Annotated in this window: 17 protein-coding genes; 12 read left to right on the top strand and 5 right to left on the bottom strand. The window is 71.0% G+C overall.

All coding sequences use genetic code 11. From position 1 onward, the window contains the following. Positions 1-11 precede the first annotated feature (11 nt). The 3 genes from ACIBKX_RS12550 to groL all read left to right on the top strand — a co-directional run bounded on the left by ACIBKX_RS12550 (position 12) and on the right by groL (position 3,525). On the top strand, positions 12-938 hold the full coding sequence (locus ACIBKX_RS12550) for a polysaccharide deacetylase family protein (RefSeq protein ID WP_363272969.1): 927 nt from the start codon (positions 12-14) through the stop codon (positions 936-938). 533 nt (positions 939-1,471) lie between these two features. Continuing rightward, positions 1,472-1,780, top strand: a complete 309-nt coding sequence (groES, locus tag ACIBKX_RS12545; protein ID WP_006347174.1) for a co-chaperone GroES — start codon at positions 1,472-1,474, stop codon at positions 1,778-1,780. Positions 1,781-1,896: 116 nt separating this feature from the next. Continuing rightward, complete coding sequence (gene groL, locus ACIBKX_RS12540) at positions 1,897-3,525, top strand: chaperonin GroEL (protein ID WP_363272970.1); 1,629 nt, start codon at positions 1,897-1,899, stop codon at positions 3,523-3,525. A 140-nt stretch (positions 3,526-3,665) separates the two neighbouring features. Here the strand turns inward: groL and ACIBKX_RS12535 are convergent, their stop codons facing one another. Next, complete coding sequence (locus ACIBKX_RS12535) at positions 3,666-4,439, bottom strand: SDR family oxidoreductase (protein ID WP_363272972.1); 774 nt, start codon at positions 4,437-4,439, stop codon at positions 3,666-3,668. A gap of 64 nt (positions 4,440-4,503) precedes the next feature. Next, entirely contained in the window at positions 4,504-5,178 is a 675-nt protein-coding gene (locus ACIBKX_RS12530; protein ID WP_363272973.1) for an MOSC domain-containing protein, read from the bottom strand. 80 nt (positions 5,179-5,258) lie between these two features. On the opposite strand from ACIBKX_RS12530, the gene ACIBKX_RS12525 reads away from it, so the two are divergent. Then, positions 5,259-6,155 carry a LysR family transcriptional regulator gene (locus ACIBKX_RS12525; RefSeq protein WP_363272975.1) on the top strand — a complete coding sequence of 299 codons (897 nt, stop codon included), beginning with the start codon at positions 5,259-5,261 and terminating at the stop codon, positions 6,153-6,155. A 60-nt stretch (positions 6,156-6,215) separates the two neighbouring features. Here the strand turns inward: ACIBKX_RS12525 and ACIBKX_RS12520 are convergent, their stop codons facing one another. Next, complete coding sequence (locus ACIBKX_RS12520) at positions 6,216-6,557, bottom strand: WhiB family transcriptional regulator (protein WP_363272976.1); 342 nt, start codon at positions 6,555-6,557, stop codon at positions 6,216-6,218. 388 nt (positions 6,558-6,945) lie between these two features. On the opposite strand from ACIBKX_RS12520, the gene ACIBKX_RS12515 reads away from it, so the two are divergent. From ACIBKX_RS12515 to ACIBKX_RS12500, 4 genes are all read left to right on the top strand, one after another. Continuing rightward, complete coding sequence (locus tag ACIBKX_RS12515) at positions 6,946-7,557, top strand: response regulator transcription factor (RefSeq protein WP_003948568.1); 612 nt, start codon at positions 6,946-6,948, stop codon at positions 7,555-7,557. A gap of 266 nt (positions 7,558-7,823) precedes the next feature. Further along, entirely contained in the window at positions 7,824-8,399 is a 576-nt protein-coding gene (locus tag ACIBKX_RS12510; RefSeq protein ID WP_055549856.1) for a sigma-70 family RNA polymerase sigma factor, read from the top strand. A 152-nt stretch (positions 8,400-8,551) separates the two neighbouring features. Continuing rightward, a complete protein-coding gene (gene guaB / locus ACIBKX_RS12505; protein ID WP_363272977.1) occupies positions 8,552-10,069 on the top strand; it encodes an IMP dehydrogenase in 1,518 nt (505 codons plus the stop codon). 115 nt (positions 10,070-10,184) lie between these two features. Next, on the top strand, positions 10,185-11,309 hold the full coding sequence (locus ACIBKX_RS12500; RefSeq protein ID WP_135333560.1) for a GuaB3 family IMP dehydrogenase-related protein: 1,125 nt from the start codon (positions 10,185-10,187) through the stop codon (positions 11,307-11,309). 110 nt (positions 11,310-11,419) lie between these two features. Here the strand turns inward: ACIBKX_RS12500 and ACIBKX_RS12495 are convergent, their stop codons facing one another. Beyond that, on the bottom strand, positions 11,420-12,673 hold the full coding sequence (locus ACIBKX_RS12495) for a nucleotide sugar dehydrogenase (protein ID WP_363272978.1): 1,254 nt from the start codon (positions 12,671-12,673) through the stop codon (positions 11,420-11,422). Positions 12,674-12,901: 228 nt separating this feature from the next. Between ACIBKX_RS12495 and ACIBKX_RS12490 the strand changes: the two genes are divergently transcribed. Then, on the top strand, positions 12,902-14,608 hold the full coding sequence (locus ACIBKX_RS12490) for a glycerol-3-phosphate dehydrogenase/oxidase (protein ID WP_363272979.1): 1,707 nt from the start codon (positions 12,902-12,904) through the stop codon (positions 14,606-14,608). A gap of 30 nt (positions 14,609-14,638) precedes the next feature. Here the strand turns inward: ACIBKX_RS12490 and ACIBKX_RS12485 are convergent, their stop codons facing one another. Further along, positions 14,639-15,754, bottom strand: a complete 1,116-nt coding sequence (locus tag ACIBKX_RS12485) for a serine hydrolase domain-containing protein (RefSeq protein WP_363272980.1) — start codon at positions 15,752-15,754, stop codon at positions 14,639-14,641. Between the two features lie 134 nt (positions 15,755-15,888). Here ACIBKX_RS12485 and ACIBKX_RS12480 point away from each other — a divergent pair, with 134 nt between their 5' ends. The 3 genes from ACIBKX_RS12480 to ACIBKX_RS12470 all read left to right on the top strand — a co-directional run bounded on the left by ACIBKX_RS12480 (position 15,889) and on the right by ACIBKX_RS12470 (position 22,790). Further along, entirely contained in the window at positions 15,889-18,021 is a 2,133-nt protein-coding gene (locus ACIBKX_RS12480; protein ID WP_363272982.1) for a serine/threonine-protein kinase, read from the top strand. A gap of 213 nt (positions 18,022-18,234) precedes the next feature. Further along, positions 18,235-20,763 (top strand): protein kinase, encoded by a 2,529-nt coding sequence (locus tag ACIBKX_RS12475; RefSeq protein ID WP_363272983.1) that lies wholly within the window; start codon positions 18,235-18,237, stop codon positions 20,761-20,763. A 293-nt stretch (positions 20,764-21,056) separates the two neighbouring features. Beyond that, positions 21,057-22,790, top strand: coding sequence for a serine/threonine-protein kinase (locus ACIBKX_RS12470; RefSeq protein ID WP_363273051.1), 1,734 nt, complete (start codon positions 21,057-21,059; stop codon positions 22,788-22,790). Positions 22,791-22,955 lie beyond the last annotated feature (165 nt).

Raw genomic sequence — 22,955 nt, 5'->3', positions numbered from 1 at the left:
GATCCGGCGCCATGCAACTAGTACGACAAAACGATAAATACGGGAGATGGCGGAGAAACCGGGTGCGCGCCACCGCGGCCGTCCTCACCGTCTCCGCCGTCGCCTCCGGCTGCGCCATCGGGGGCGAGTCGGACGGCGTACGGCCGGCCCCCGGTCAGCAGCGGCTCCAGGACCCGCCCGCCCGCGCCCTCGACTCGTACGCCCAGAAGCTGCACGTGGCCCAGCTCGCCCGCGCCGCCGCCGCGAAACGCTGGGGCCTGGCGAAGACCCCGCTCGCCGCACCCGCCGCGCCCGCGAAGAAGCCGCGGATCACCACCCGCAAGGGCTTCGAGGTGAAGGGGCAGTCGAAGCTGCCGCCCGTCTTCACCACCATCCCGACCAAGCGGAAGGTCGTCTTCCTCACCATCGACGACGGCGCCGAGAAGGACCCGGCGTTCCTGAGGATGATGAGCGACCTGAAGATCCCGTACACCGCGTTCCTCAGCGACTACCTGGTCAACGAGGACTACGGCTACTTCAAGAAGATGCAGAGCCGTGGCGTCGTCCTGAACAACCACACCCTCAACCACCGCTATATGCCGGGGCTTTCGTACGAGGGTCAGCGCCGCGAGATCTGCGGCATGCAGGACACCATCCAGAAGCGGTACGGCAAACGGCCCGAGCTCTTCCGGCCGCCGTACGGCAACTACAACGAGGCCACCCTGCGCGCCGCCAAGTCCTGCGGCATCAAGGCCGTGCCGCTCTGGGCGTCCGAGGGCTTCGCCGACCGCATGGAGTGGCGCGAGTGGGACCGGGACCTGCACCCCGGCGACATCATCCTCACGCACTTCCGGGGCCGCGAGGACTGGAAGGGCACCATGCCGGACATGATCCGCAAGGTCATGAAGACGGTCACCGACAAGGGGTACGCGGTGGCCAGGCTGGAGGACTACCTGTGAGCGGGCGGGCGCGGCGATTCCTGGCCGGGGCCCTCACGGCAGGCGTCCTCGCGCCCGCACTCCTCACCGGCTGCGCCCAGTCGGTGGACCCGATCGAGAGGCTGGGGAGAAAGGCGGCGGAGAAGGTCCCGAAGCCGAAGCCGACGGAGTCGCCGGCCTGTGGGCAGGCGTTCGGCAGGGCGAGTGGGGTCTCCCCTGGTCGAGCGGAGTCGAGAGCTTGGGGAAGGGTGGGCACAGCCCCACCTGCCGGGCCACAGCTGAAACAGGGCCAAGGGCCACGGGAGACGGAACCCCGGACCACGGAGAAACGTTGCCCCGAGAGACGCAAGGCACCCCCCGCCGGTTAAGACCCGCGTCAGCGAATTGGCACTCCGCTTGACCGAGTGCTAATCCCCGTCCTAGTCTCGCTTCTGGCACTCACCACTGGAGAGTGCCAACAGCGACGGGCAGGTCCGGCACCCGCGACGACGGATCCACCTGGTCGCCACCCCAGACTGTTAACCCCGTAGATCTCCGAAGGGGGAGACCGGATCGTGACGACCGCCAGCTCCAAGGTTGCCATCAAGCCGCTCGAGGACCGCATTGTGGTCCAGCCGCTCGACGCCGAGCAGACCACGGCCTCTGGCCTGGTCATTCCGGACACCGCGAAGGAGAAGCCCCAGGAGGGTGCTGTCCTCGCCGTGGGCCCGGGCCGCTTCGAGAACGGCGAGCGCCTGCCGCTCGACGTCAAGGTCGGCGACGTCGTGCTGTACAGCAAGTACGGCGGCACCGAGGTGAAGTACAACGGCGACGAGTACCTCGTCCTCTCGGCTCGCGACGTGCTCGCGATCGTCGAGAAGTAATTCACCCGAAGCAGAAGCATGCTTTGAGCTGCGCCCCTGGTCACCCCGCTGATTGCCGGGCGGCGAGGGGCGCAGTTCGTATCACCCCGAGTTTTCGAGAGGGCTGAACCGCTCCCATGGCGAAGATCCTGAAGTTCGACGAGGACGCCCGTCGCGCCCTCGAGCGCGGCGTCAACAAGCTTGCCGACACGGTCAAGGTGACGATCGGCCCCCGTGGCCGCAACGTCGTCATCGACAAGAAGTTCGGCGCCCCGACCATCACCAACGACGGTGTCACCATCGCCCGTGAGGTCGAGGTCGAGGACCCGTACGAGAACCTCGGCGCCCAGCTGGTGAAGGAGGTGGCGACCAAGACCAACGACATCGCGGGTGACGGCACCACCACCGCCACCGTGCTCGCCCAGGCCCTGGTCAAGGAAGGCCTGCGCAACGTCGCCGCCGGCGCCTCCCCGGCCGCCCTGAAGAAGGGCATCGACGCCGCCGTCAAGGCCGTGTCCGACGAGCTCCTCGCCACCGCCCGCCCGATCGACGACAAGGCCGACATCGCGGCCGTCGCCGGTCTGTCCGCCCAGGACCCGCAGGTCGGCGAGCTCATCGCCGAGGCCATGGACAAGGTCGGCAAGGACGGTGTCATCACCGTCGAGGAGTCCAACACCTTCGGTCTGGAGCTGGACTTCACCGAGGGCATGGCCTTCGACAAGGGCTACCTGTCGCCGTACATGGTCTCCGACCAGGAGCGTATGGAGGCCGTCCTCGACGACCCGTACATCCTGATCCACCAGGGCAAGATCTCCTCCATCCAGGACCTCCTGCCGCTGCTCGAGAAGGTCATCCAGGCCAACGCCTCGAAGCCGCTCCTGATCATCGCCGAGGACGTCGAGGGCGAGGCCCTCTCGACCCTGGTCGTGAACAAGATCCGCGGCACCTTCAACGCCGTCGCGGTGAAGGCCCCCGGCTTCGGCGACCGCCGCAAGGCCATGCTCGGTGACCTCGCCACCCTCACCGGCGGCACCGTCATCGCCGAAGAGGTCGGCCTCAAGCTCGACCAGGTCGGCCTGGACGTGCTCGGCACCGCCCGCCGCGTGACCATCACCAAGGACGACACCACCGTCGTCGACGGCGGCGGCAACGCTGCCGAGGTCGAGGGCCGCGTCGCCCAGATCAAGGCCGAGATCGAGGCCACGGACTCCGACTGGGACCGCGAGAAGCTCCAGGAGCGCCTCGCGAAGCTGGCCGGCGGCGTGTGCGTCATCAAGGTCGGCGCCGCCACCGAGGTGGAGCTGAAGGAGAAGAAGCACCGTCTGGAGGACGCCATCTCCGCGACCCGCGCCGCGGTCGAGGAGGGCATCGTCTCCGGTGGTGGCTCCGCGCTCGTCCACGCCGTCAAGGTCCTCGAGGGCAACCTCGACAAGACCGGCGACGAGGCCACGGGTGTCGCGGTCGTCCGCCGCGCCGCCGTCGAGCCGCTGCGCTGGATCGCCGAGAACGCCGGTCTCGAGGGCTACGTCATCACCTCGAAGGTCGCCGAGCTCGACAAGGGCTTCGGCTTCAACGCCGCGACCGGCGAGTACGGCGACCTGGTCAAGGCCGGCGTCATCGACCCCGTCAAGGTGACGCGCTCCGCGCTGGAGAACGCCGCGTCCATCGCGTCGCTGCTCCTCACGACCGAGACCCTGGTCGTCGAGAAGCCGGCCGAGGAAGAGGCTGAGGCCGGTCACGGGCACGGGCACGGTCACTCGCACTGACCCCGCTCCTGCGCTGACGCGTAGCTGAAACGGAGGCCCGGCACCCCGCTATGGGTGCCGGGCCTCCGTGCGTCTCTTCGGGTGCGGGCCCGTCGTGGGTTGTCGCGCAGTTGCCCCGCAGTGCTTCGGAGCGCCCCTGTCTACTGCGGGCCGTACTTCCGTCCCGTACGCGAAGTGACTCCACCCAGCAGCGCCCTCGGCGTCACCTTCACCACGCCCATCAGGGTCTTGTAGCGGGGGTCCGGGATGGACAGCGTCTTGCCGCGGGCCAAGTCGGCCAGTGCCGCCGCCACCAGCTTGTCGGCGTCCAGCCACATCCACTTGGGGATGTTGGACGTGCCCATCCCGGCCCGCTCGTGGAACTCCGTACGGACGAAGCCGGGGCACAGGGCCATCAGCCGTACGCCGGAACCGGCCAGGTCCTTCGCCGCGCCCTGGGTGAACTGGACGACCCACGCCTTCGACGCGCCGTAGGTGCCGCGCGGCACGAACGCCGCCACCGAAGCGACGTTGACGACACCGCCGCGGCCCCGCTCCCGCATCGACTCCACGGCCGCCGACGTCAGCCGGAGCACCGCCTCGCAGTGCACCTTGAGCATCGTCAGCTCGTCGGCCATCGGTACTTCCAGGTACGCGCCCTTGTTGCCGAACCCGGCGTTGTTGACCAGGAGGTCGACCGGGTTCCTGCGGTCCCGGAGCCGCTTCTCGACGGCGGCGATCCCGTCGTCCGTGGCGAGGTCCGCGGTCAGGACCTCCGCCTCGATGCCGTGCCGGTCGTGCAGTTCGGTCGCCTGTCGCCGCAGCCGGTCGGTGTCGCGTGCCACGAGGACCAGGTTGTGGCCGTCACCGGCGAGCCGCCGGGCGAAGGCCGCGCCGATACCGGCGGTCGATCCCGTAATCAGAGCCGTAGTCATGCGCCAAGGCTAATGAGGTCGGGAGGCCGCCGTGTCGCCCGGACGGCCGCACCGCCCGCCATCGTCAAGAGCCGTACTTCTCCGCGTACTTACGGGCGGATTCAGCCGATTCGGGGTGCAGCGCGGCCCCGGCGGCCAGCAGCCTCGGCAGCAGGTTCTTCTCCGTCGTGACCGCCCTGAAGTGGAAGGCGACGGTGACCTCGTGGTCGGGACGGTGCACGACCTCGATCGCGTCGCCGGCCCGGATCTCACCCGGCTCGATGACCCGCAAGTACGCGCCGGGCACGCCCTGTTGGGTGAAGCGCTTCACCCACGCCTGCTCGCCGACATGCCCCTGGAACGTACGACAGGGAATGCGGCTGGAGGTGACCTCGAGGAGCAGCTCGGGGCCGACCCGCCAGCGCTCGCCGATCTTCGCGCCGCTCACGTCGAGCCCGGACGTCGTGAGGTTCTCGCCGAATCCGCCGTTGGCCAGCGGGCGCCCGATGACGCGCTCCCACTCGTCGAGGTCCTCGCGGGCGAAGGCGTACACCGCCTGGTCGTTCCCGCCGTGGTGCCGCAGGTCACAGACCTCGTCCCCGGCGAGACCGCTGCCGCCGACGCCCTTCTCGCCGGGCGCGCTCACCCGGACGGCCCCCGCCCCTTCAACGGGTCGCTTGTCGATGCCGGTGCCGCCCGAGGGGGCGTCGGTGTAGTCGACGGCCTTGAGCCGCCCAAGGTTCACGGAGAGGAGCTTCATGGAGGCAAGGCTAGGCGGGCGAGCTCAAAGCGTCGACGCAATATTGGGCGCCCGGCCCAAGAGTCGCTTATGCTCGATGCATGATCGAGGCCCGTCATCTCCGCGTCCTGCGTGCGGTCGCCGCCACCGGTTCCTTCTCGGCCGCGGCGCGCGAACTCGGCTGCACCCAGCCCGCCGTCAGCCAGCAGATGAAGGCCCTCGAAGCGTCCGCCGGCACACCGCTGCTGATCCGCACGGGCCGCGAGATGCGCCTGACCCAGGCCGGCGAGGCCCTGGTCCGGCACGCCTCCGGAATCCTGGCCGGGCTCACCGCCGCCGAGGAGGAGGTCGCCGCCATCGCGGGCCTGCGGGCGGGCCGCGTCCGCCTCGTCTCCTTCCCCAGCGGCAGCTCGACCCTGGTGCCGAGCGCGCTCGCCGCCCTGCGCGCCGCGCATCCCGGCACCCGCGTCTCGCTGGTCGACGCGGAGCCGCCGCGTTCGGTGGAGATGCTGCGCGAGGGCGACTGCGACGTGGCGCTCGCCTTCCGGTACGAAGGTGCTTCCGCCGCCGAGGAGTGGGACGACCTGGTCGTACGCCCGCTGCTCGCCGACCGGCTCGTCGGCCTCGTCCCCGAGGGGCACCGCCTCGCGAAGGCCGACGCGGTCGCCATCGGGGAACTCGCCGACGAGCCGTGGATCGCGGGCTGCCCGCGCTGCCGCAGGCAGTTGGTCGAGGTCTGCCAGGGGGCGGGTTTCGTGCCCCGGATCGATTTCGCGACCGACGACTATCCGGCGGTGATCGGCCTGGTCGGCGCGGGCCTCGGGGTGGCGGTGCTTCCCGAGCTCGCCATCGAGTCGGTACGCCCCAAGGGTGCACGCACGGTGACGGTGGAGCCCGCGGTGCAGCGCGAGATCGTCGCGCTCACCCTGCCCGACCTGGCCCAGGTGCCGGCCGTGGCCGCCACCCTCGACCACCTCGCGCGGGCCGCGGAGCGCTGAGCAGCCGCCCGGAGCGCTGAGCGCTCGCCCGGAGCCGGGCGTTTGCGAAGAAACGTTCCTTCAGGAGTGCGAGACCGCGCTTCCGCCGACCGCTGACGCCGTCGCCGACGCCGTGACCAGTCGGTTGCGGGCGCGCCCCATCAGCTCCTCGCGCTCGTCCTCGGTAAGGCCGCCCCACACGCCGTACGGCTCGCGTACCGCGAGGGCGTGCGCCGCGCACTCCGCGCGCACCGGGCACCTCATGCAGACCTCCTTGGCGGAGTTCTCGCGCGCGCTGCGTGCCGCGCCCCGCTCGCCCTCGGGGTGGAAGAAGAGCGAGCTGTCGACCCCGCGGCAGGCCGCGAGGAGCTGCCAGTCCCACAGATCTGCGTTCGGTCCGGGAAGGCGGGAGAAATCTGCCATTGCTTGTCTCCTGGTAGCCGTTCTGGCGCGGATACGTGCCGATGACCGTACATCTACTGTCTAAGGAGATGAAAATATGACTCATTGCGAATCTAGCCACAGACACCAGCAAAAGGGAAGGAAAGCCGCTAAATGGGGCATGGCTTGTGATGAAAGGTTGAGGGTCTTAAGCGCCGTCTGCTCTGTGTCCGCGCCCTCACGTAGAGTGCCGAAGGTGGCCGACCGCCCCGTAACTCTTTCGGGTGACCGTCGTTGAGAGTGCGAGGCGGTTGAAAGAACAAGCGCTCGGGCAGATGTCCGAGAGCGTCAACCGCACAGGTGACGAATATGTACCAGCCTGGAGGCTCAAGGTGACGCGCAGCAGCTGTGAGAGCCGCGGAGGACAGTCATGACATCCGTCCTCGTCTGCGACGACTCCCCGCTCGCCCGAGAGGCGCTCCGCCGCGCGGTCGCGACCGTGCCCGGCGTCGAGCGCGTGACGACAGCGGCCAACGGCGAGGAAGTCCTCCGCCGCTGGGGCGCCGACCGCTCGGACCTGATTCTGATGGACGTACGCATGCCCGGCCTGGGCGGCGTCGAGACCGTGCGGCGGCTGCTGTCCGCCGACCCCGGTGCCCGCATCATCATGCTCACCGTCGCCGAGGACCTGGACGGTGTCGCGCTCGCGGTCGCCGCCGGCGCCCGCGGCTATCTGCACAAGGACGCCTCGCGCGCCGAACTGCGCGCGACGGTGACGCAGGCGCTCGCCGACCCGACCTGGCGGCTGGCCCCGCGCAGACTGCGCTCGGCGGAGATGGGCGCGGCGCCCACGCTCACCGCGCGGGAGATCCAGGTGCTCGAGGGCATGAGCCACGGCCGGTCGAACGCCGAGATCGGACGTGAGCTTTTTCTCTCCGAGGACACGGTCAAGACGCACGCCCGGCGGTTGTTCAAGAAGCTCGGCGCCTCGGACCGCGCGCACGCCGTGGCGCTCGGTTTCCGCTGGGGCCTGGTTCGTTAAGTGTGCCGCCGCGGGGGCGCGACGATCCCCGCCCGCCGTCCGGTGGGCGGGGTGAGGGATGCCCTTCGCGCCTCCGTGCGGGAGCGGTTGCAGCCGCTTCGCCGCCGATGCCGCATCCTTGATGTGTGGAGTTCCTCGGGGACAAGTCGGTCGAGCGGGAGGGGAGGGCGCAGGAGATGAGTTCCGGCGCACCTGCTCATAACGCTTCGGTGCACAACTACGGACGCGGTGCCACGGATCAGTCGGCGCCAAGGCACCATGGTCCGATGCGCGATGACAAGACGACGGTGATCGGTGCCCTCGTCCTTCGCGCCGTCGAAGGCGATGAGCAGGCCACGCACGATCTCCTGGCTCATGTGCACCCGCTGGCGCTGCGTTACTGCCGTACGCGTCTTTCCCGACTGCCCGGTGACGCACGGCACTTCGTCGAGGACCTCGCGCAGGAAGTGTGCGTCGCCGTCCTCCTCGCCCTGCCGCGCTACAAGGACACGGGGCGCCCCTTCGAAGCCTTCGTCTTCGCCATCGCGGCGCACAAGGTCGCCGATCTGCAGCGCGCCGCGATGCGCCATCCCGGCTCCACGGCCGTGCCGTCGGACGAGATGCCGGAGCGCCCCGACGACTCCCTCGGCCCCGAGGAGCGCGCGCTGCTCAGCAGTGACGCCGAGTGGGCCAAGAAGCTCATGGCCAACCTTCCGGAGAACCAGCGGGAGCTGCTGCTCCTGAGGATCGCCGTCGGCCTCACCGCCGAGGAGACCGGGCAGATGCTGGGGATGTCCCCGGGGGCCGTGCGGGTGGCGCAGCACCGCGCGCTGAGTCGTCTGCGGGCACTGGCCGAGCAGTAACGATCAGTGGGTGGTCGACGGCTGTCTTTCGACGCCCTGTCTCACGTGCGAACGTACAAAGATGGCCGATGATCTTGATCGTGGAATGAGACACCCTCCGTTCCCGTTAGCATGGACATCCGCACCGATCAAGGCCATTTGGGGAAGGTGTCATGACTGCAAACGGCGGTTCTTCGACTGGGGTGCCCGAAAAATTCGCGACGCTCGGGCTGACCTACGACGACGTGCTGCTGCTGCCCGGCGCGTCCGACATGGCGCCGGACCAGATCGACACCTCCTCGTTCATCTCGAAGAACGTGCGCGTGAACGTTCCGCTGCTCTCCGCCGCGATGGACAAGGTCACCGAGTCCCGCATGGCCATCGCCATGGCGCGACAGGGCGGCGTGGGCGTCCTGCACCGCAATCTCTCCATCGCGGACCAGGCCAACCAGGTCGACCTCGTGAAGCGCTCCGAGTCCGGCATGGTCACCGACCCGATCACGGTGCACCCGGACGCGACGCTCGGCGAGGCCGACGCGATCTGCGCCAAGTTCCGCATCAGCGGCGTCCCGGTCACCGACGCGGCGGGCAAGCTGCTCGGCATCGTCACCAACCGCGACATGGCCTTCGAGTCGGACCGTACGCGCCAGGTGCGCGAGGTCATGACGCCGATGCCGCTCGTCACCGGCAAGGTCGGCATCTCCGGCGTGGACGCCATGGAGCTGCTGCGCCGCCACAAGATCGAGAAGCTGCCGCTGGTCGACGACGCGGGCGTCCTCAAGGGCCTCATCACGGTCAAGGACTTCGTCAAGGCCGAGAAGTACCCGAACGCCGCCAAGGACAAGGAAGGCCGCCTCCTGGTAGGCGCCGCCGTCGGCGTCGCCGGTGACGCCTTCGAGCGCGCCCAGGCGCTGGTCGAGGCGGGCGTCGACTTCATCGTCGTCGACACCGCGCACGGCCACTCCCGCCTGGTCGGCGACATGGTCGCCAAGATCAAGTCCAATGCCTCGGGCGTGGACGTCATCGGCGGCAACATCGCCACGCGCGACGGCGCCAAGGCGCTGGTCGACGCCGGTGTCGACGGCATCAAGGTCGGTGTCGGACCCGGCTCCATCTGCACGACGCGCGTCGTCGCCGGCATTGGCGTACCGCAGGTAACCGCCATCTACGAAGCCTCGCTCGCCGCCAAGGAGGCCGGTGTCCCGGTCATCGGCGACGGCGGCCTGCAGTACTCCGGCGACATCGCCAAGGCGCTCGTCGCCGGCGCCGACACGGTCATGCTGGGCTCGCTGCTCGCCGGCTGCGAGGAGTCGCCGGGCGAGCTGATGTTCATCAACGGCAAGCAGTTCAAGTCGTACCGCGGCATGGGCTCGCTCGGCGCCATGCAGACCCGCGGCGACCAGCGCTCCTTCTCCAAGGACCGGTACTTCCAGGAGGGCGTCGCCTCCGACGAGAAGCTCGTCCCCGAGGGCATCGAGGGCCAGGTTCCCTACCGCGGTCCGCTCGCCGCCGTCGTGCACCAACTGGTCGGCGGTCTGCGCCAGTCGATGTTCTACGTAGGCGGTCGTACGGTTCCCGAGCTCCAGGAGAACGGTCGTTTCGTACGGATCACCTCGGCGGGCCTCAAGGAGAGCCACCCGCACGACATCCAGATGACGGTCGAAGCACCGAACTACAGCCGCAGCAAGTAGCCGCTGACAGTCGAAAGACACCGCAAGGGGCGGGCCCGGGGTTCCCGGGGCCGCCCCTCGCGTGTGTGTCGGGGATACTGGGAGGCGCTGAAACGCAGAGGGAAAGGCCACACACGTGACTGAGATCGAGATCGGGCGCGGCAAGCGCGGCCGCCGGGCGTACGCCTTCGACGACATCGCCGTCGTCCCGAGCCGCCGTACGCGCGACCCGAAGGAGGTCTCGATCGCCTGGCAGATCGACGCCTACCGCTTCGAGCTGCCGTTCCTGGCGGCTCCCATGGACTCCGTCGTCTCGCCGGCCACCGCCATCCGCATCGGCGAGCTCGGCGGCCTCGGCGTGCTGAACCTCGAGGGCCTGTGGACGCGGTACGAGGACCCGCAGCCGCTGCTCGACGAGATCGCCGAGCTGGACACGGACAACGCGACCCGTCGCCTCCAGGAGATCTACTCCGCGCCGATCCAGGCCGACCTGATCGGGCAGCGCATCAAGGAGGTGCGCGACTCCGGTGTCGTCACCGCCGCCGCGCTCTCCCCGCAGCGCACCGCCGAGTTCTCCAAGGCCGTCGTGGACGCGGGCGTGGACATCTTCGTGATCCGCGGTACGACCGTCTCCGCCGAGCACGTCTCCGGTGCCGCCGAGCCGCTGAACCTGAAGCAGTTCATCTACGAGCTCGACGTGCCGGTGATCGTGGGCGGCTGCGCCACCTACACCGCCGCGCTGCACCTGATGCGGACCGGCGCTGCCGGTGTCCTCGTCGGCTTCGGCGGCGGCGCCGCGCACACCACGCGCAACGTCCTGGGCATCCAGGTGCCGATGGCGACGGCTGTCGCGGATGTCGCGGCCGCCCGCCGTGACTACATGGACGAGTCCGGCGGCCGGTACGTGCACGTCATCGCCGACGGCGGCGTGGGCTGGTCCGGCGACCTGCCCAAGGCCATCGCCTGCGGCGCCGACTCGGTGATGATGGGCTCCCCGCTGGCCCGCGCCACGGACGCGCCCGGCAAGGGCCACCACTGGGGCATGGAGGCCGTCCACGAGGACGTGCCGCGCGGCAAGCGCGTCGACCTCGGCGTGGTCGGCACGACGGAGGAGATCCTCACCGGTCCCTCGCACATCCCGGACGGCTCGATGAACTTCTTCGGCGCCCTGCGCCGCGCGATGGCCACGACGGGCTACAGCGAGCTCAAGGAGTTCCAGCGGGTCGAGGTCACGGTGGCGGATTCGCAGCACAAGCGGTGATGGTCTGACTGGGCGCAGGTCTGCCGAGGGCCCTGGCGCGCGACAGATGACACATGACGGATGTTGAAATCTGTTATCTGCCATCTGCGCGCCGGGGTCCTTCGCGTGTCTCAGAGGCGGTGCGCCGCCCCCGCCGGTGTCGCGCCCCTCGTGTCCAGGAGCAGCTGCGCCTTCACGGCCAGCCCCTGTAGGTCGTACGTCCGGTGGTGCTGGAGCAGGATCGTGAGGTCGGCGTCCGCCGCGGCCTCGTAGAGGGAGTCCGCGCGGGGGACCGGGTGGCCCAGGACGCTCCAGTTCGGTACGTAGGGGTCGTGGTAGCTGACTGCTGCGCCCATCTCCATCAGGCGGGTCGCGATCTCGCGGGCGGGGGAGCCCTGCTGGTCGGCCAGGTCGGGCTTGTAGGTGACGCCGAGCAGTAGGACGCGGGCGCCGCGGGCGGACTTGCCGTGTTCGTTGAGCAGCGTGGCCGAGCGCTGGATGACGTACTGCGGCATACGGTCGTTGACCTGCTGGGCCAGCTCGACCATGCGCAGGGGGCGGCTGCCGCGGGACGGGCCCGGGATGTCCAGGGGGACTCCGTGGCCGCCGACGCCGGGTCCGGGGCGGAAGGCCTGGAAGCCGTACGGCTTGGTCTCGGCGCAGCGGATGACGTCCCACAGGTCGATGCCCAGGTCGTGGCAGAGCACGGCCATCTCGTTGACCAGGGCCATGTTCACGTGCCGGTAGTTGGTCTCCAGGAGGTGGACTGTTTCGGCCTCGCGGGGGCCCCGCGCGCGGACCACCTTGTCGGTGAGGCGGCCGTAGAAGGCGGCCGCCGATTCGGTGCAGGCCGGGGTGATGCCGCCGATGACCTTGGGGGTGCCCGCGTAGCCGTGGGTGCGGTTGCCGGGGTCGAGGCGGCCGGGCGAGTAGGCGAGATGGAAGTCGCGGCCCGCGCGCAGCCCGGAGCCCGTCTCCAGGATCGGGCGCAGGAACTCCTCGGTGGTCCCCGGATACACCGGCGATTCCAGGATGACCGTGGTGTGCGGACGCAGCCGCGCGGCCAGCGCGTGGGCCGCGTCCGCCACCTGGCTCAGGTCGAGCGAGCGGTCCGCCGCCGGTGGCGTGGGGGCGCAGATGACGGCGGTGCGGACCCGGCCCAGCTCGAGCGGGTCGGTGGTCGGCCGGAAGCCCCCCGAGAGCATCCGGCGGACGTCGGCGGCGGTGAGTGTTCCCTCGGCGCCGTCGCAGGGCAGGCGGCCGCCCGCCAGGTCGGTGGCGCGCGCGGGGTCGTAGCCGATGGTGGCGATGCCGCCGGCGACGGCGGCCTGGGCGAGGGGCAGGCCGAGGTGGCCGAGACCGATGACGGCGAGATCTGCGGGCATGGCGGTGGGCCGTCCTCCCAATAGCCGGACTGGGACGAGCGCGCAAGCCCTGTGGACAAGGTGGACGAGCGCAATGTCAGACTAGGAGTAAATATGACCGTTATGCGGCATTGCACTCCCGTGCAGATCCGGAGTGTTGTCCACAGGCTGCGGTCGAGATCGGCGGGCGCGGACGAAATCTGGGCATGATGTGAGTCCGACCACACCCGATCCGAGCGGGAGGCAGCGGTGAGGACAGCGACACTGGGGCCGGCGGAGCGTGCCGAGTCACTTGCGGAAATGGCCGAGCGGGAGCTGGACATCCTGGTCGTGGGAGCGGGAGTGGTCGGCGCGGGCACCGCGCTGGACGCCGTGACCCGCGGTCTGTCCACGGGCTTGGTCGAGGCACGGGACTGGGCGTCGGGCACGTCGAGCCGGTCCAGCAAGCTGATCCACGGCGGCCTGCGCTATCTGGAGATGCTCGACTTCGCCCTCGTGCGCGAGGCGTTGAAGGAGCGCGGGCTGCTCCTGGAGCGGCTCGCCCCGCACCTCGTGAAGCCGGTGCCGTTCCTCTATCCCTTGCAGCACAAGGGCTGGGAGCGGTTGTACGCCGGGTCGGGCGTCGCGCTCTACGACGCCATGTCGATGTCCCGGGGCCATGGCCGCGGGCTGCCCATGCACCGCCATCTGAGCAGGCGTCATGCCCTGCGCGTCGCCCCGTGCCTGAAGAAGGACGCGCTGGTCGGGGCGATGCAGTACTACGACGCGCAGATGGACGACGCCCGCTATGTCGAGACCCTCGTGCGCACGGCGGCGACGTATGGGGCGAAGGTCGCCAACCGGGCGCGGGTGACCGGCTTCCTGCGGGAGGGCGAGCGCGTTGTCGGTGCCCGCGTGCAGGACGTGGAGGGCGGCGGGGAGTACGAGGTCAGGGCCAAGCAGATCGTGAACGCCACGGGGGTGTGGACGGACGACACCCAGGCGATGGTGGGCGAGCGCGGCCAGTTCCACGTCAGGGCGTCCAAGGGCATCCATCTGGTCGTGCCGAAGGACCGGATCAACTCGACGACCGGGCTGATCCTGCGCACCGAGAAGAGCGTCCTCTTCGTCATCCCCTGGGGCCGGCACTGGATCGTGGGCACGACGGACACCGACTGGGACCTGGACAAGGCGCATCCGGCGGCGTCCAGCGCCGACATCGACTATCTCCTGGAGCATGTGAACTCGGTGCTCGCGGTGCCCCTCACGAGGGACGACGTGGAGGGGGTCTACGCAGGTCTGCGGCCGCTGCTCGCCGGGGAGTCGGACGCCACGAGCAAGCTGTCGCGCGAGCACACGGTCGCGCACCCGGCGCCGGGCCTGGTCGTCGTCGCGGGCGGCAAGTACACGACGTACCGCGTGATGGCGAAGGACGCGGTGGACGAGGCGGTGCACGGCCTCGACCAGCGGGTCGCCGAATGCGTCACCGAGGACATCCCGTTGGTCGGCGCCGAGGGGTACAAGGCGCTGTGGAACGAGCGCGCGAGGACCGCCGCGCGCACCGGGCTCCATGTGGTGCGCGTGGAGCACCTGTTGAACCGGTACGGCTCGATGGCCGACGAGGTGCTCGCGCTGATCGCCGACGACCCCTCGCTGGGCGCGCCGCTGCACGCGGCGGACGACTATCTGCGCGCCGAGATCGTCTACGCGGCGTCGCACGAGGGCGCGCGGCACCTGGACGACGTACTGACACGGCGTACGCGCATCTCGATCGAGACGTTCGACCGGGGCACGCGCAGTGCGCGCGAGTGCGCGGAGCTGATGGCGCCGGTGCTGGGCTGGGACAAGGACCAGGTGGAGCGGGAGGTGCAGCACTACGAGAAGCGGGTGGAGGCCGAGCGGGAGTCGCAGCGGCAGCCGGACGACCTGACGGCGGACGCGGCGAGGCTGGGGGCGCCGGACATCGTGCCCCTGTAGCCCCTGTAGCCCGTGTAGCGGCCAGTCGTCTCAGGTGCAGAACTCCGCCGACAGGAGGGTCTGTTCGAGTGTCGGGTCCGCTATCCCGTCCGTGTTGACGCGGTACGTCAGGACGCGGTCGCCGTCGCGGGTGGCGGCGGTGCGGACGTAGCTGCCCGCGATATGGCCGTTGTGGCCCCAGACGGTGGTGCCGCAGGGGAGCTTCTGCGGGTAGAGGCCCATGCCGTAGCGGCCTTGTGTGGCGCGGGTGTTCAGCATCTGGGCGAGCTGGGCGGCGGGGAGCAGCCGGCCGCCGAGCAGGGCGGCGTAGAAGCGGTCCAGGTCGGCGAGGGTGGAGATCAGCTCGCCCGCGGCGCCCGCGACGCGCGGGTTGAGGGCGGTGACGTCCTCGCCCTCGCTGGAGTACGCGCGGCCGTGCGGGGCGGGCAGGGTGGTGCGGGCGCCGGGGAAGGAGGTGCCGGAGAGGCGGAGCGGGGTGATGATGCGGCGCGCGGCCTCGGTGGCGTACGAGCGGCCGGTGACCTGCTTGATGACCATGCCGAGTACGACGTAGTTGGTGTTGGAGTAGGACCAGCGGCCGGGCGTGGTCGCGGGGCGGGCGAGGGCGGTGCGGACCGCCTGGGCGGGGGTGAGGGGGACGAGGCCTTTGGTGTCGGCGGTGTAGTCGGGCAGTCCGCTGGTGTGGGTCAGCAGGGCGCGCAGGGTGAGGTCCCGGCCGTCGAGATCCTCGCCGCGCAGCAGGCCGGGCAGATGGTCCTCCACGGGGTCGGACAGGGAAAGCCGGTGTTCGGCGGCGAGTTGGAGCACGACCGTCGCTATGAACGTCTTGGTGATGCTGCCCGCGCGGAAGTGGTCGGTGCGGCGGATGCCGGGGGTGGTTCCCGGGCCCGTGGTGGCGGTCGTGTCGGCGGTCGTGCCGGAGGCCGTGTCGCTGCCGGCGGTGGCCGGTGTGGCCCGGGTGAAGTGCCAGCGCGGCCAGGGGTCCTCGCGGGTCAACAGCGCGGCGGCCGGGGCCTTGCCTCGGGTCACGAGCAGCGGAAGAGTGACGTCCGTCGCCGGGGCGGCGGCGAGCGGCGCGCTGGCGGCAGGAAGCCAGACAAGGGCCACTACGAGGGGTATGACCTGCAGTGTCCGCTGAATGGGCATGACCGTCCCTCCTTGTGCGAGCCCATCATGAGGGACGGTGGACCCTGGGCGTGGAGCGGTCCCCGAGTAAGGGACAATGGAGGCTCTGTCAGGGCGGGTTGCGCGGGTAGCAGCGGTAGCAGCAGAGGGGACGCATGTCGGACGCGGAGAAGACGGGCCAGTCCCGTCAGGACAAGAGCGAACGTCTCCTCTCCGGGCGCTACCGGCTGGGAGAAGTGCTCGGCCGCGGCGGAATGGGAACCGTCTGGCGCGCCAAGGACGAGACACTCGGCCGTACGGTCGCGGTGAAGGAGCTGCGCTTCCCGTCGAGCATCGACGAGGACGAGAAGCGGCGCCTCATCACGCGTACGTTGCGCGAGGCGAAGGCGATCGCGCGGATCCGCAACACCAGCGCGGTGACCGTCTACGACGTGGTCGACGAGGACGACCGGCCGTGGATCGTGATGGAGCTGGTCGAGGGCAAGTCGCTCGCCGAGGCCATCCGCGAGGACGGCCTCCTCACGCCGAGGCGCGCGGCCGAGGTCGGCCTCGCCATCCTCGACGTGCTGCGCTCGGCGCACCGCGAGGGCATCCTGCACCGTGACGTGAAGCCGTCGAACGTACTGATCGCCGAGGACGGCCGGGTCGTCCTGACCGACTTCGGCATCGCCCAGGTCGAGGGCGACCCGTCGATCACGTCCACCGGCATGCTCGTCGGAGCGCCGTCGTACATCTCGCCGGAGCGGGCGCGCGGCCACAAGCCGGGCCCCGCGGCCGACCTCTGGTCGCTCGGCGGTCTGTTGTACGCGGCGGTGGAGGGTGTGCCGCCGTACGACAAGGGGTCGGCGATCGCGACCCTCACCGCGGTGATGACCGAGGACGTCGAGCAGCCGGTGAACGCCGGGCCGCTGGAGAAGGTCATCTACGGCCTGCTGGCCAAGGACCCCGAGCAGCGGCTCGACGACGCCGCGGCGCGGGCGCTGCTCCTCGACGTGATCCACGCGCCCGAGGCGAAGGACGATCCGGAGCCGGTCGACGCGACGAAGGTGGTGCCGCTGCCTCCGGTGCCGCCGGAGAAGCCGGCGCGGGCCTCGCGCTCGCCGCTGGGCGGCATGGGCAAGCGGTTCGGCAAGGGCGCGGGGGCGGCCGGTGCCGGTGCCGCGGCTGCCTCGGCCGCGGTCGGTGCTCCGGGGACGAAGGGCGAGGCGGACAAGGCGCCGGGTGCCGAACCGGCCTCGGACGCGGCCGGCTCGGGGACGGGTTCGGGGACGAAGGCGGCGGCTGCCGCCGGGGCCCCCGCGGCAGCCGCCAAGGGCGACAAGGGCGACAAGAGCAAGAAGGCCGAGGAGGCCGCCGAGCGGCTGCGCGGCGCGCTCAACTCCGTGCGGAAGGCCGCGGCGTCCGCGACCGCGCGCGGCGCGGAGCCGAACGGTGGCGCGGCCGGTGCGTCCGGTACGGCGGCCGGGCACCCCGAGGGCGCCCCGCCGGCCCCCGCGACGTCGCCGCGCGTCCCGCCGAAGGCCTCGCTGACCGATGTGGTGCCCCGGCGCACGCTCGTGATCCTCTCCGTGGTCGTCGCGCTCGCCGTGCTCGGGACCGTGCTCGCCCTGGCGCTGAGCGGCGGGGACGACGGCGGCGCGCGGGACAGCAAGGGCGGCGGCGACAAGGCCGCGTCCAGCGGTGCGACCGCCGGCGGCGGCGAGAAGGACCAGGAGAAGGGCGGTGGCGCCGGGCAGGACGGCGGCGCCGAGAAGGAGGAGGACGGGAAGGACGGCGCGGGCGCCGGTTCCGACGCCGACTCCGGTTCGGGCAACGACCCGAGCAAGGGCGACGAGCCCACCAAGAAGCCGGACGACGGCGCGGCATCGACGTACAAGCACTCGCAGGGATTCTCGGTGGGGCTGCCGAAGGGCTGGAAGTACCAGTCCACGGGGTCCGCGGGGGCGCGGTTCACCGGGCCCGACGGGCAGAAGCTGCTGATCGGCTGGACGTCGACGCCCAAGGACGACCCGGTGGGCGACTGGAAGAACCAGGAGTCCTACATGGTCCGCTCGCAGTACAAGCGGATCCGGATAGAGAAGGTCGGCTACCGCGGCTGGAACACGGCCGACTGGGAGTTCACGTACGTCGACGGCGGCACGAAGTACCGCTCGATAGACCGCGGCTTCGTCGTCAACGGCGGCCTCGGCTACGGAATGATGTACACGGCGAAGGCCGCCGACTGGGACACCGACAAGCGCAAGGACGCGTGGCGGACCTTCACGCGGACGTTCCAGCCGAAGAAGTGACGCGCGGGCCAGGCAAGTGACGTTCGGGCCGGGCAAGTGACGCTCGGGCCGGGCGGCGGAGGGGTCGCCGCCCGGCCAGTCGTCCTGTGAGATCTCGCATCCCCTCAATACGCTTCGGCTCCGGCACGTATCGTGAGTGCCTGCGGACCGTACGCAGCCGCAACAGGGCGTAAGACGAACGGAATTGACCACCGGGCGGACGGGGGAGGCGTCGTGGACGAATATGCGGGGCGGGTACTCGCCGACCGCTATCGCCTGCCGCTGCCTCCCGCGGACGAGTACGAACTCGCCGAGACGCGGGCCTTCGACACCTACAGCGGGCAGGAAGTCCTGGTCAGACAGGTGCCGTTGCCCGAGGTCGTCGACGCCGAGGTGCTCGAGCTCGACGAGCGGAACTTCCCGGACGGGGAGTTGCCCGAGGGCTTCGTGAGCGCGGGCGCGGTGCGGCGCCCCTCGGCGCGTACGACCCGCAGGCCGTCGGATCCGGCGGTGCGGCGGGCGATAGAGGCCGCGCAGGCCGCCGCGCAGATCCCCGACCACCCTCGGCTCGACCAGGTCTTCGACGTGTTCGCCGAGGGCGGTTCGCTGTGGATAGTCAGCGAGTTGGTCGCCGCGCGGCCGCTCGCGGCGCTGCTCGCTGAGCGGCCGCTGAGCCCCTACCGGGCGGCGGAGATCGCCTCGGACGTGGTGACGGCCCTGCGGGTGCTGCACGCGCACGGCTGGGTGCACCGGAACATCACCGCGCGCACGGTCCTGGTCTGCGACGACGGCCGGGTGGTCCTGACGGGCCTCGCGGCGGGCGCGGCCGAAGAGGCGCTGTGCGGGTACGACCCCCGCCCCGAGGAGATCCTCGGCGGATTCGAGGCCGCCCCCGAGCCCGACGCCCCGTCCTACGAGCGAGAACCCGAGCCTGAGCCCGCCCCCGAGCCAGCCCTCGAGCCCGAAGTCGACGCGCGGGCCGCGCGCGCCGGTGCGATAGCCGCCTACCGCGCGGGCACGACGCGCGCGGCGGCCCGGCTGAGCGAGGGCGACGCGGCCAATGGCCAGGGGGCGGCGGAGCCCGAGCCCGAGGTGGCAGGGCGGATCCTGGACCCCTACGGAGTGGCGGGCACGAAGCCGTGGCACGGGGCGGTGCCCAGAGGCGGCGGCGCCGGTGCCTCCGGCGGCAGGACCGCCGTACCGAACCAGGGTGGCCCGAAGCCGCCCGCGCACCGGGAACCCGCCCCGGACCGCACCCCCGAGACCACCCCCGCCCGAGGCACCGAGGCCGCGACCGGTCACAGCTACTGGGACTCTCTCGTCGCGGAACGCAGCGGCGCCCGGCGCGGTCCCGCCACCGCGTTGGCAGCCGAGCGGGCCCGGCACGCCCGGATGACCGTCGTGGGCGCCGTCACCGAGCGGTGGGCGCCCGAGCAGGCCGGCCCCGTGCACGAGAACTGGCAGCTGGCCGCGCCCATCGGGCCCGCCACGGACCTCTGGGCGCTGGGCGCGCTGTTGTTCCGCGCGGTGCAGGGGCACGCGCCGTATCCGGAAGAGAGCACGTTCGAGCTCGTCCAGTTGGTCTGCGCCGAGCCGCCCGCCTTCGCCGAGGAGTGCGGACCGCTGCGGCCCGTCGTCGAGTCCCTGCTGCGGCAGGACCCGACCGAGCGGCTCGACTTCGAGGAACTGAACGGCTGGCTGCGGTCGTTGGTCCGCTCCGCGCCCGAGCCCGAGGCCGGCGCCAACGTGGTGCCCGCGCCGCCGTTCGACGCCCGCCGACTGCCCGTCATACGCCGCAGGGGCGACCTGGTGCGCCGCCGCAGGAGCGCCGCTCGGGCCGCTGCCGCCGCGGCGCGGCAGAACGGGAACGGACGGCACAAGAACAGGCACAAAGCCAAGGCCAAGGCCAAGGCCGCCAAGCGGAGCCACGAGACCACCATGGCGTCTCCGTCGGCCGCCGCGCCCCCGAGACGGACCGCGCCCCCCAGACAGAGCGCGGCGCCCAGGCGCAGGCCGGCGCCCGCACGCAACACCGCGCCCAGGCGCCCGCGTTCCCTGGGGCGCCTGCTGCTCCTGCTGATCCTCGCGGGGCTCGTCGCGGCCGTCGCGTACGCCATGGTCTTCATGCCCAAGTCGGGCGAGAAGGACGGTGACGGCGGGCGGGCCGGTTCCGCGGGGGACGTCGGCAGCAGCCAGGCACCGGGACCCGGCAGCAGTGCGAGCGCCGGGCCGAGCAAGTCGGCGGAGCCGAGCGACAAGCCCGAGAAGAGTCCCGGTTCGGAGCAGCCGCAGACCAGCGGGCCCTCGGTGCCGCAGGGCTTCACCCTCCGCAAGGACGCCGAGGGCTTCCGGGTCGCCGTGGCCAGCGGCTGGGACCGGCAGTCCAAGAACGGGCGCGGGCAGGTCCTTTACGCCGACGGTGACTTCGAGCTGATCGTCGTGCCGGGGCGGGACGGCACGGACGAGTACGGCAGCGACCCCCTGAAGTACCAGCGGGAGCACGAGCGGGAGCTGCAGCCGTTCCGCGACTCGACCTGGGCCGAGTCGGGCGGGATGCGCAGGATCGAGGTGGGCGGGCAGGTCATGGGTGAGGGTCAGTTCACCTGGCAGGGCCCGGACGGCGGCGAGATCTTCGTACGCAATCGAGCGATCATCGTGGGCGGGAAGTATCACGTCGTGCAGGTCCGCGGCCCCGAGGCCGAGCGGGACAAGGTGGACCGGCTGTACGAGCAGGCGACGAAGACGTACCAGGTCGTGGACTGACTTCTACTGGGCTGATCGTGGACTGACTTCTACTGGGCTGATCGTGGACTGACTTCTACAGGGCTGATCGTGGACTGACCTCTACAGGGTTGATCGTGAACTGACCGATCTGGCGCGGAGTCTGATAGTCCGTGACCTGTGGCTTCGGATGTCCGGCCGTCGCGCAAGGCGGCGCGCGGGCACTGCGTGAAGCGTCACAGTGCGATCTCCGTGCACCCCCGGCGGTTCCCTGAGCGCGGCGCGCTCCCTAATCTTGGCCTTGTCAAGACCAGATGCGGGGGATCGTGAATCAGATGCAGGGCCTGCTCCTCGCGGGCCGCTACCGGCTCGGTGAGTCCATCGGGCGCGGTGGCATGGGACGGGTGTGGCGGGCGCGGGACGAGGTCCTGCACCGGGCCGTCGCCGTCAAGGAGCTGACGGCCGCGCAGTTCGTGCAGGAGGCGGACCGCGCGATCCTCTTCGCGCGCACCAACGCCGAGGCCCGGGCCGCGGCCCGCATCAACCACCCCGCGGTCGTCACCGTCCACGACGTCCTGGAGTACGACGACCGCCCCTGGATCGTGATGGAGCTGGTCGAGGGCCGCTCCCTCGCGGACGCCGTCAGGGACGAGGGCCGCGTCGAACCCGTGGAGGCCGCCCGCATCGGCCTGTGGACCCTGCGGGCCCTGCGCGCCGCGCATGCCGCGGGCGTCCTGCACCGCGACGTCAAGCCCGGCAACGTGCTCCTGGCCGACGACCGGCGGATCCTGCTCACCGACTTCGGGATCGCCGCGATCGAGGGCGACACGACGATCACGCGGACCGGCGAGGTCGTCGGCTCCGTCGACTATCTGGCGCCCGAGCGGGTCAGCGGCGCCAACCCCGGCCCCGCCTCCGACCTGTGGGCGCTCGGCGCCACGCTCTACACGGCGGTCGAGGGGATCTCGCCCTTCCGGCGTACGTCGCCGCTGGGCACCATGCAGGCCGTGGTCGGCGAGGAGCCGCTGCCGCCCGAGTACGCGGGTGCGCTTGCGCCGGTCATCAGCGCGCTGCTGCGCAAGGACCCGGAGACCCGGCCCACCGCGGAGGAGGCCGAGCTGATGCTGGCCGAGGCGGCGGAGGGGCGGCGGCCGAGTGGGGCGCAGGCGTATGTCCCCACCCAGGTGCACGCGACGTCCCGGCAGCCGGTCCAGCAGCCCGCGCAGCCGGTCCAGCAGCCCGCGCAGCCGGTCCAGGAGTCCCCGCAGCCCGCGCAGCCGGTCCAGGAGTCCTCGCAGCCGTTCCAGCACCCCACCCACGGTGCGCCCGCCCCGCAGCCCCCGTACGAAGCCGCACGTCAGCCCGGACACCCCGCGGAGTCCGGCACCTTCGTACACGGCGGTGGAGGCGGGACTCCCGCGTCCGGCACGGTCGTGCACACCCAGCAGCCCCCGAAGCGCCGCAAGTGGCCCGTGATCGTCGCCGTGGTCGCGACGGCCGCGCTGCTCGGCGGTGGCGGTGCCGCCGCCTATCTGTACCTCGGGGACGGCAAGAAGGGCACCGGCACGGAGCAGGCCGGGGACGCGAACGGGGGCAAGACGGTCGGCGGCATTCCCGCCGACTGGAAGCGCGTCACGGACCCCGAGGGGTTCAGCCTGCGGCTGCCCAAGGGCTGGGTGCGCGAGATGGACGGCAACCAGATCGACTACACGCCGGACCACGGACGGCACTTCGTACGCATCGCCGTCGACCCCAAGACGACCTGGGAGAGCCCCTACCGGCACCAGATCGACCTGGAGAAGAACCTGAAGGTCAAGCTGCCTGAGTACCGGCGGCTCGAGCTGAACTCGAACACCTTCCGCGACCGGCCGGGCGCCCTCTGGGAGTTCAGCTGGACTGCGGGCGCGAACGACACGACGGCGGGCCCGCGCCGCGCCATCGAGCAGACCTACCTCAGCCGGGACGGCATCGAGTACGTCATCTACATGTCGTCCCCCGCCGAGGACTGGAGCACGGCCCGGCAGCAGTTCGACGCGATCCTCCTCGGGTGGCGCGAGCCGGGGAACTGAAGCAGGCGAACTGAAGCCCGGGAACTGAAGCAGGGGAAGTGAAGCAGGGGAAGTGAAGCCCGGGAACTGAAGCAGGGGAGCTGAAGCAACGGGGCGCGAGGGACAGGCGGCCGGAACCAGCCCGCCGCACGGGCCGGTAGGGTCCGGCCCGGCACCCGTGGGGCA

This window comes from Streptomyces sp. NPDC050658, from assembly GCF_044457025.1.
Lineage (GTDB): Bacteria > Actinomycetota > Actinomycetes > Streptomycetales > Streptomycetaceae > Streptomyces.
The sequence above is the reverse complement of the archived record's forward strand: the minus strand, read 5'-3'. Positions and strand labels throughout refer to the sequence as shown.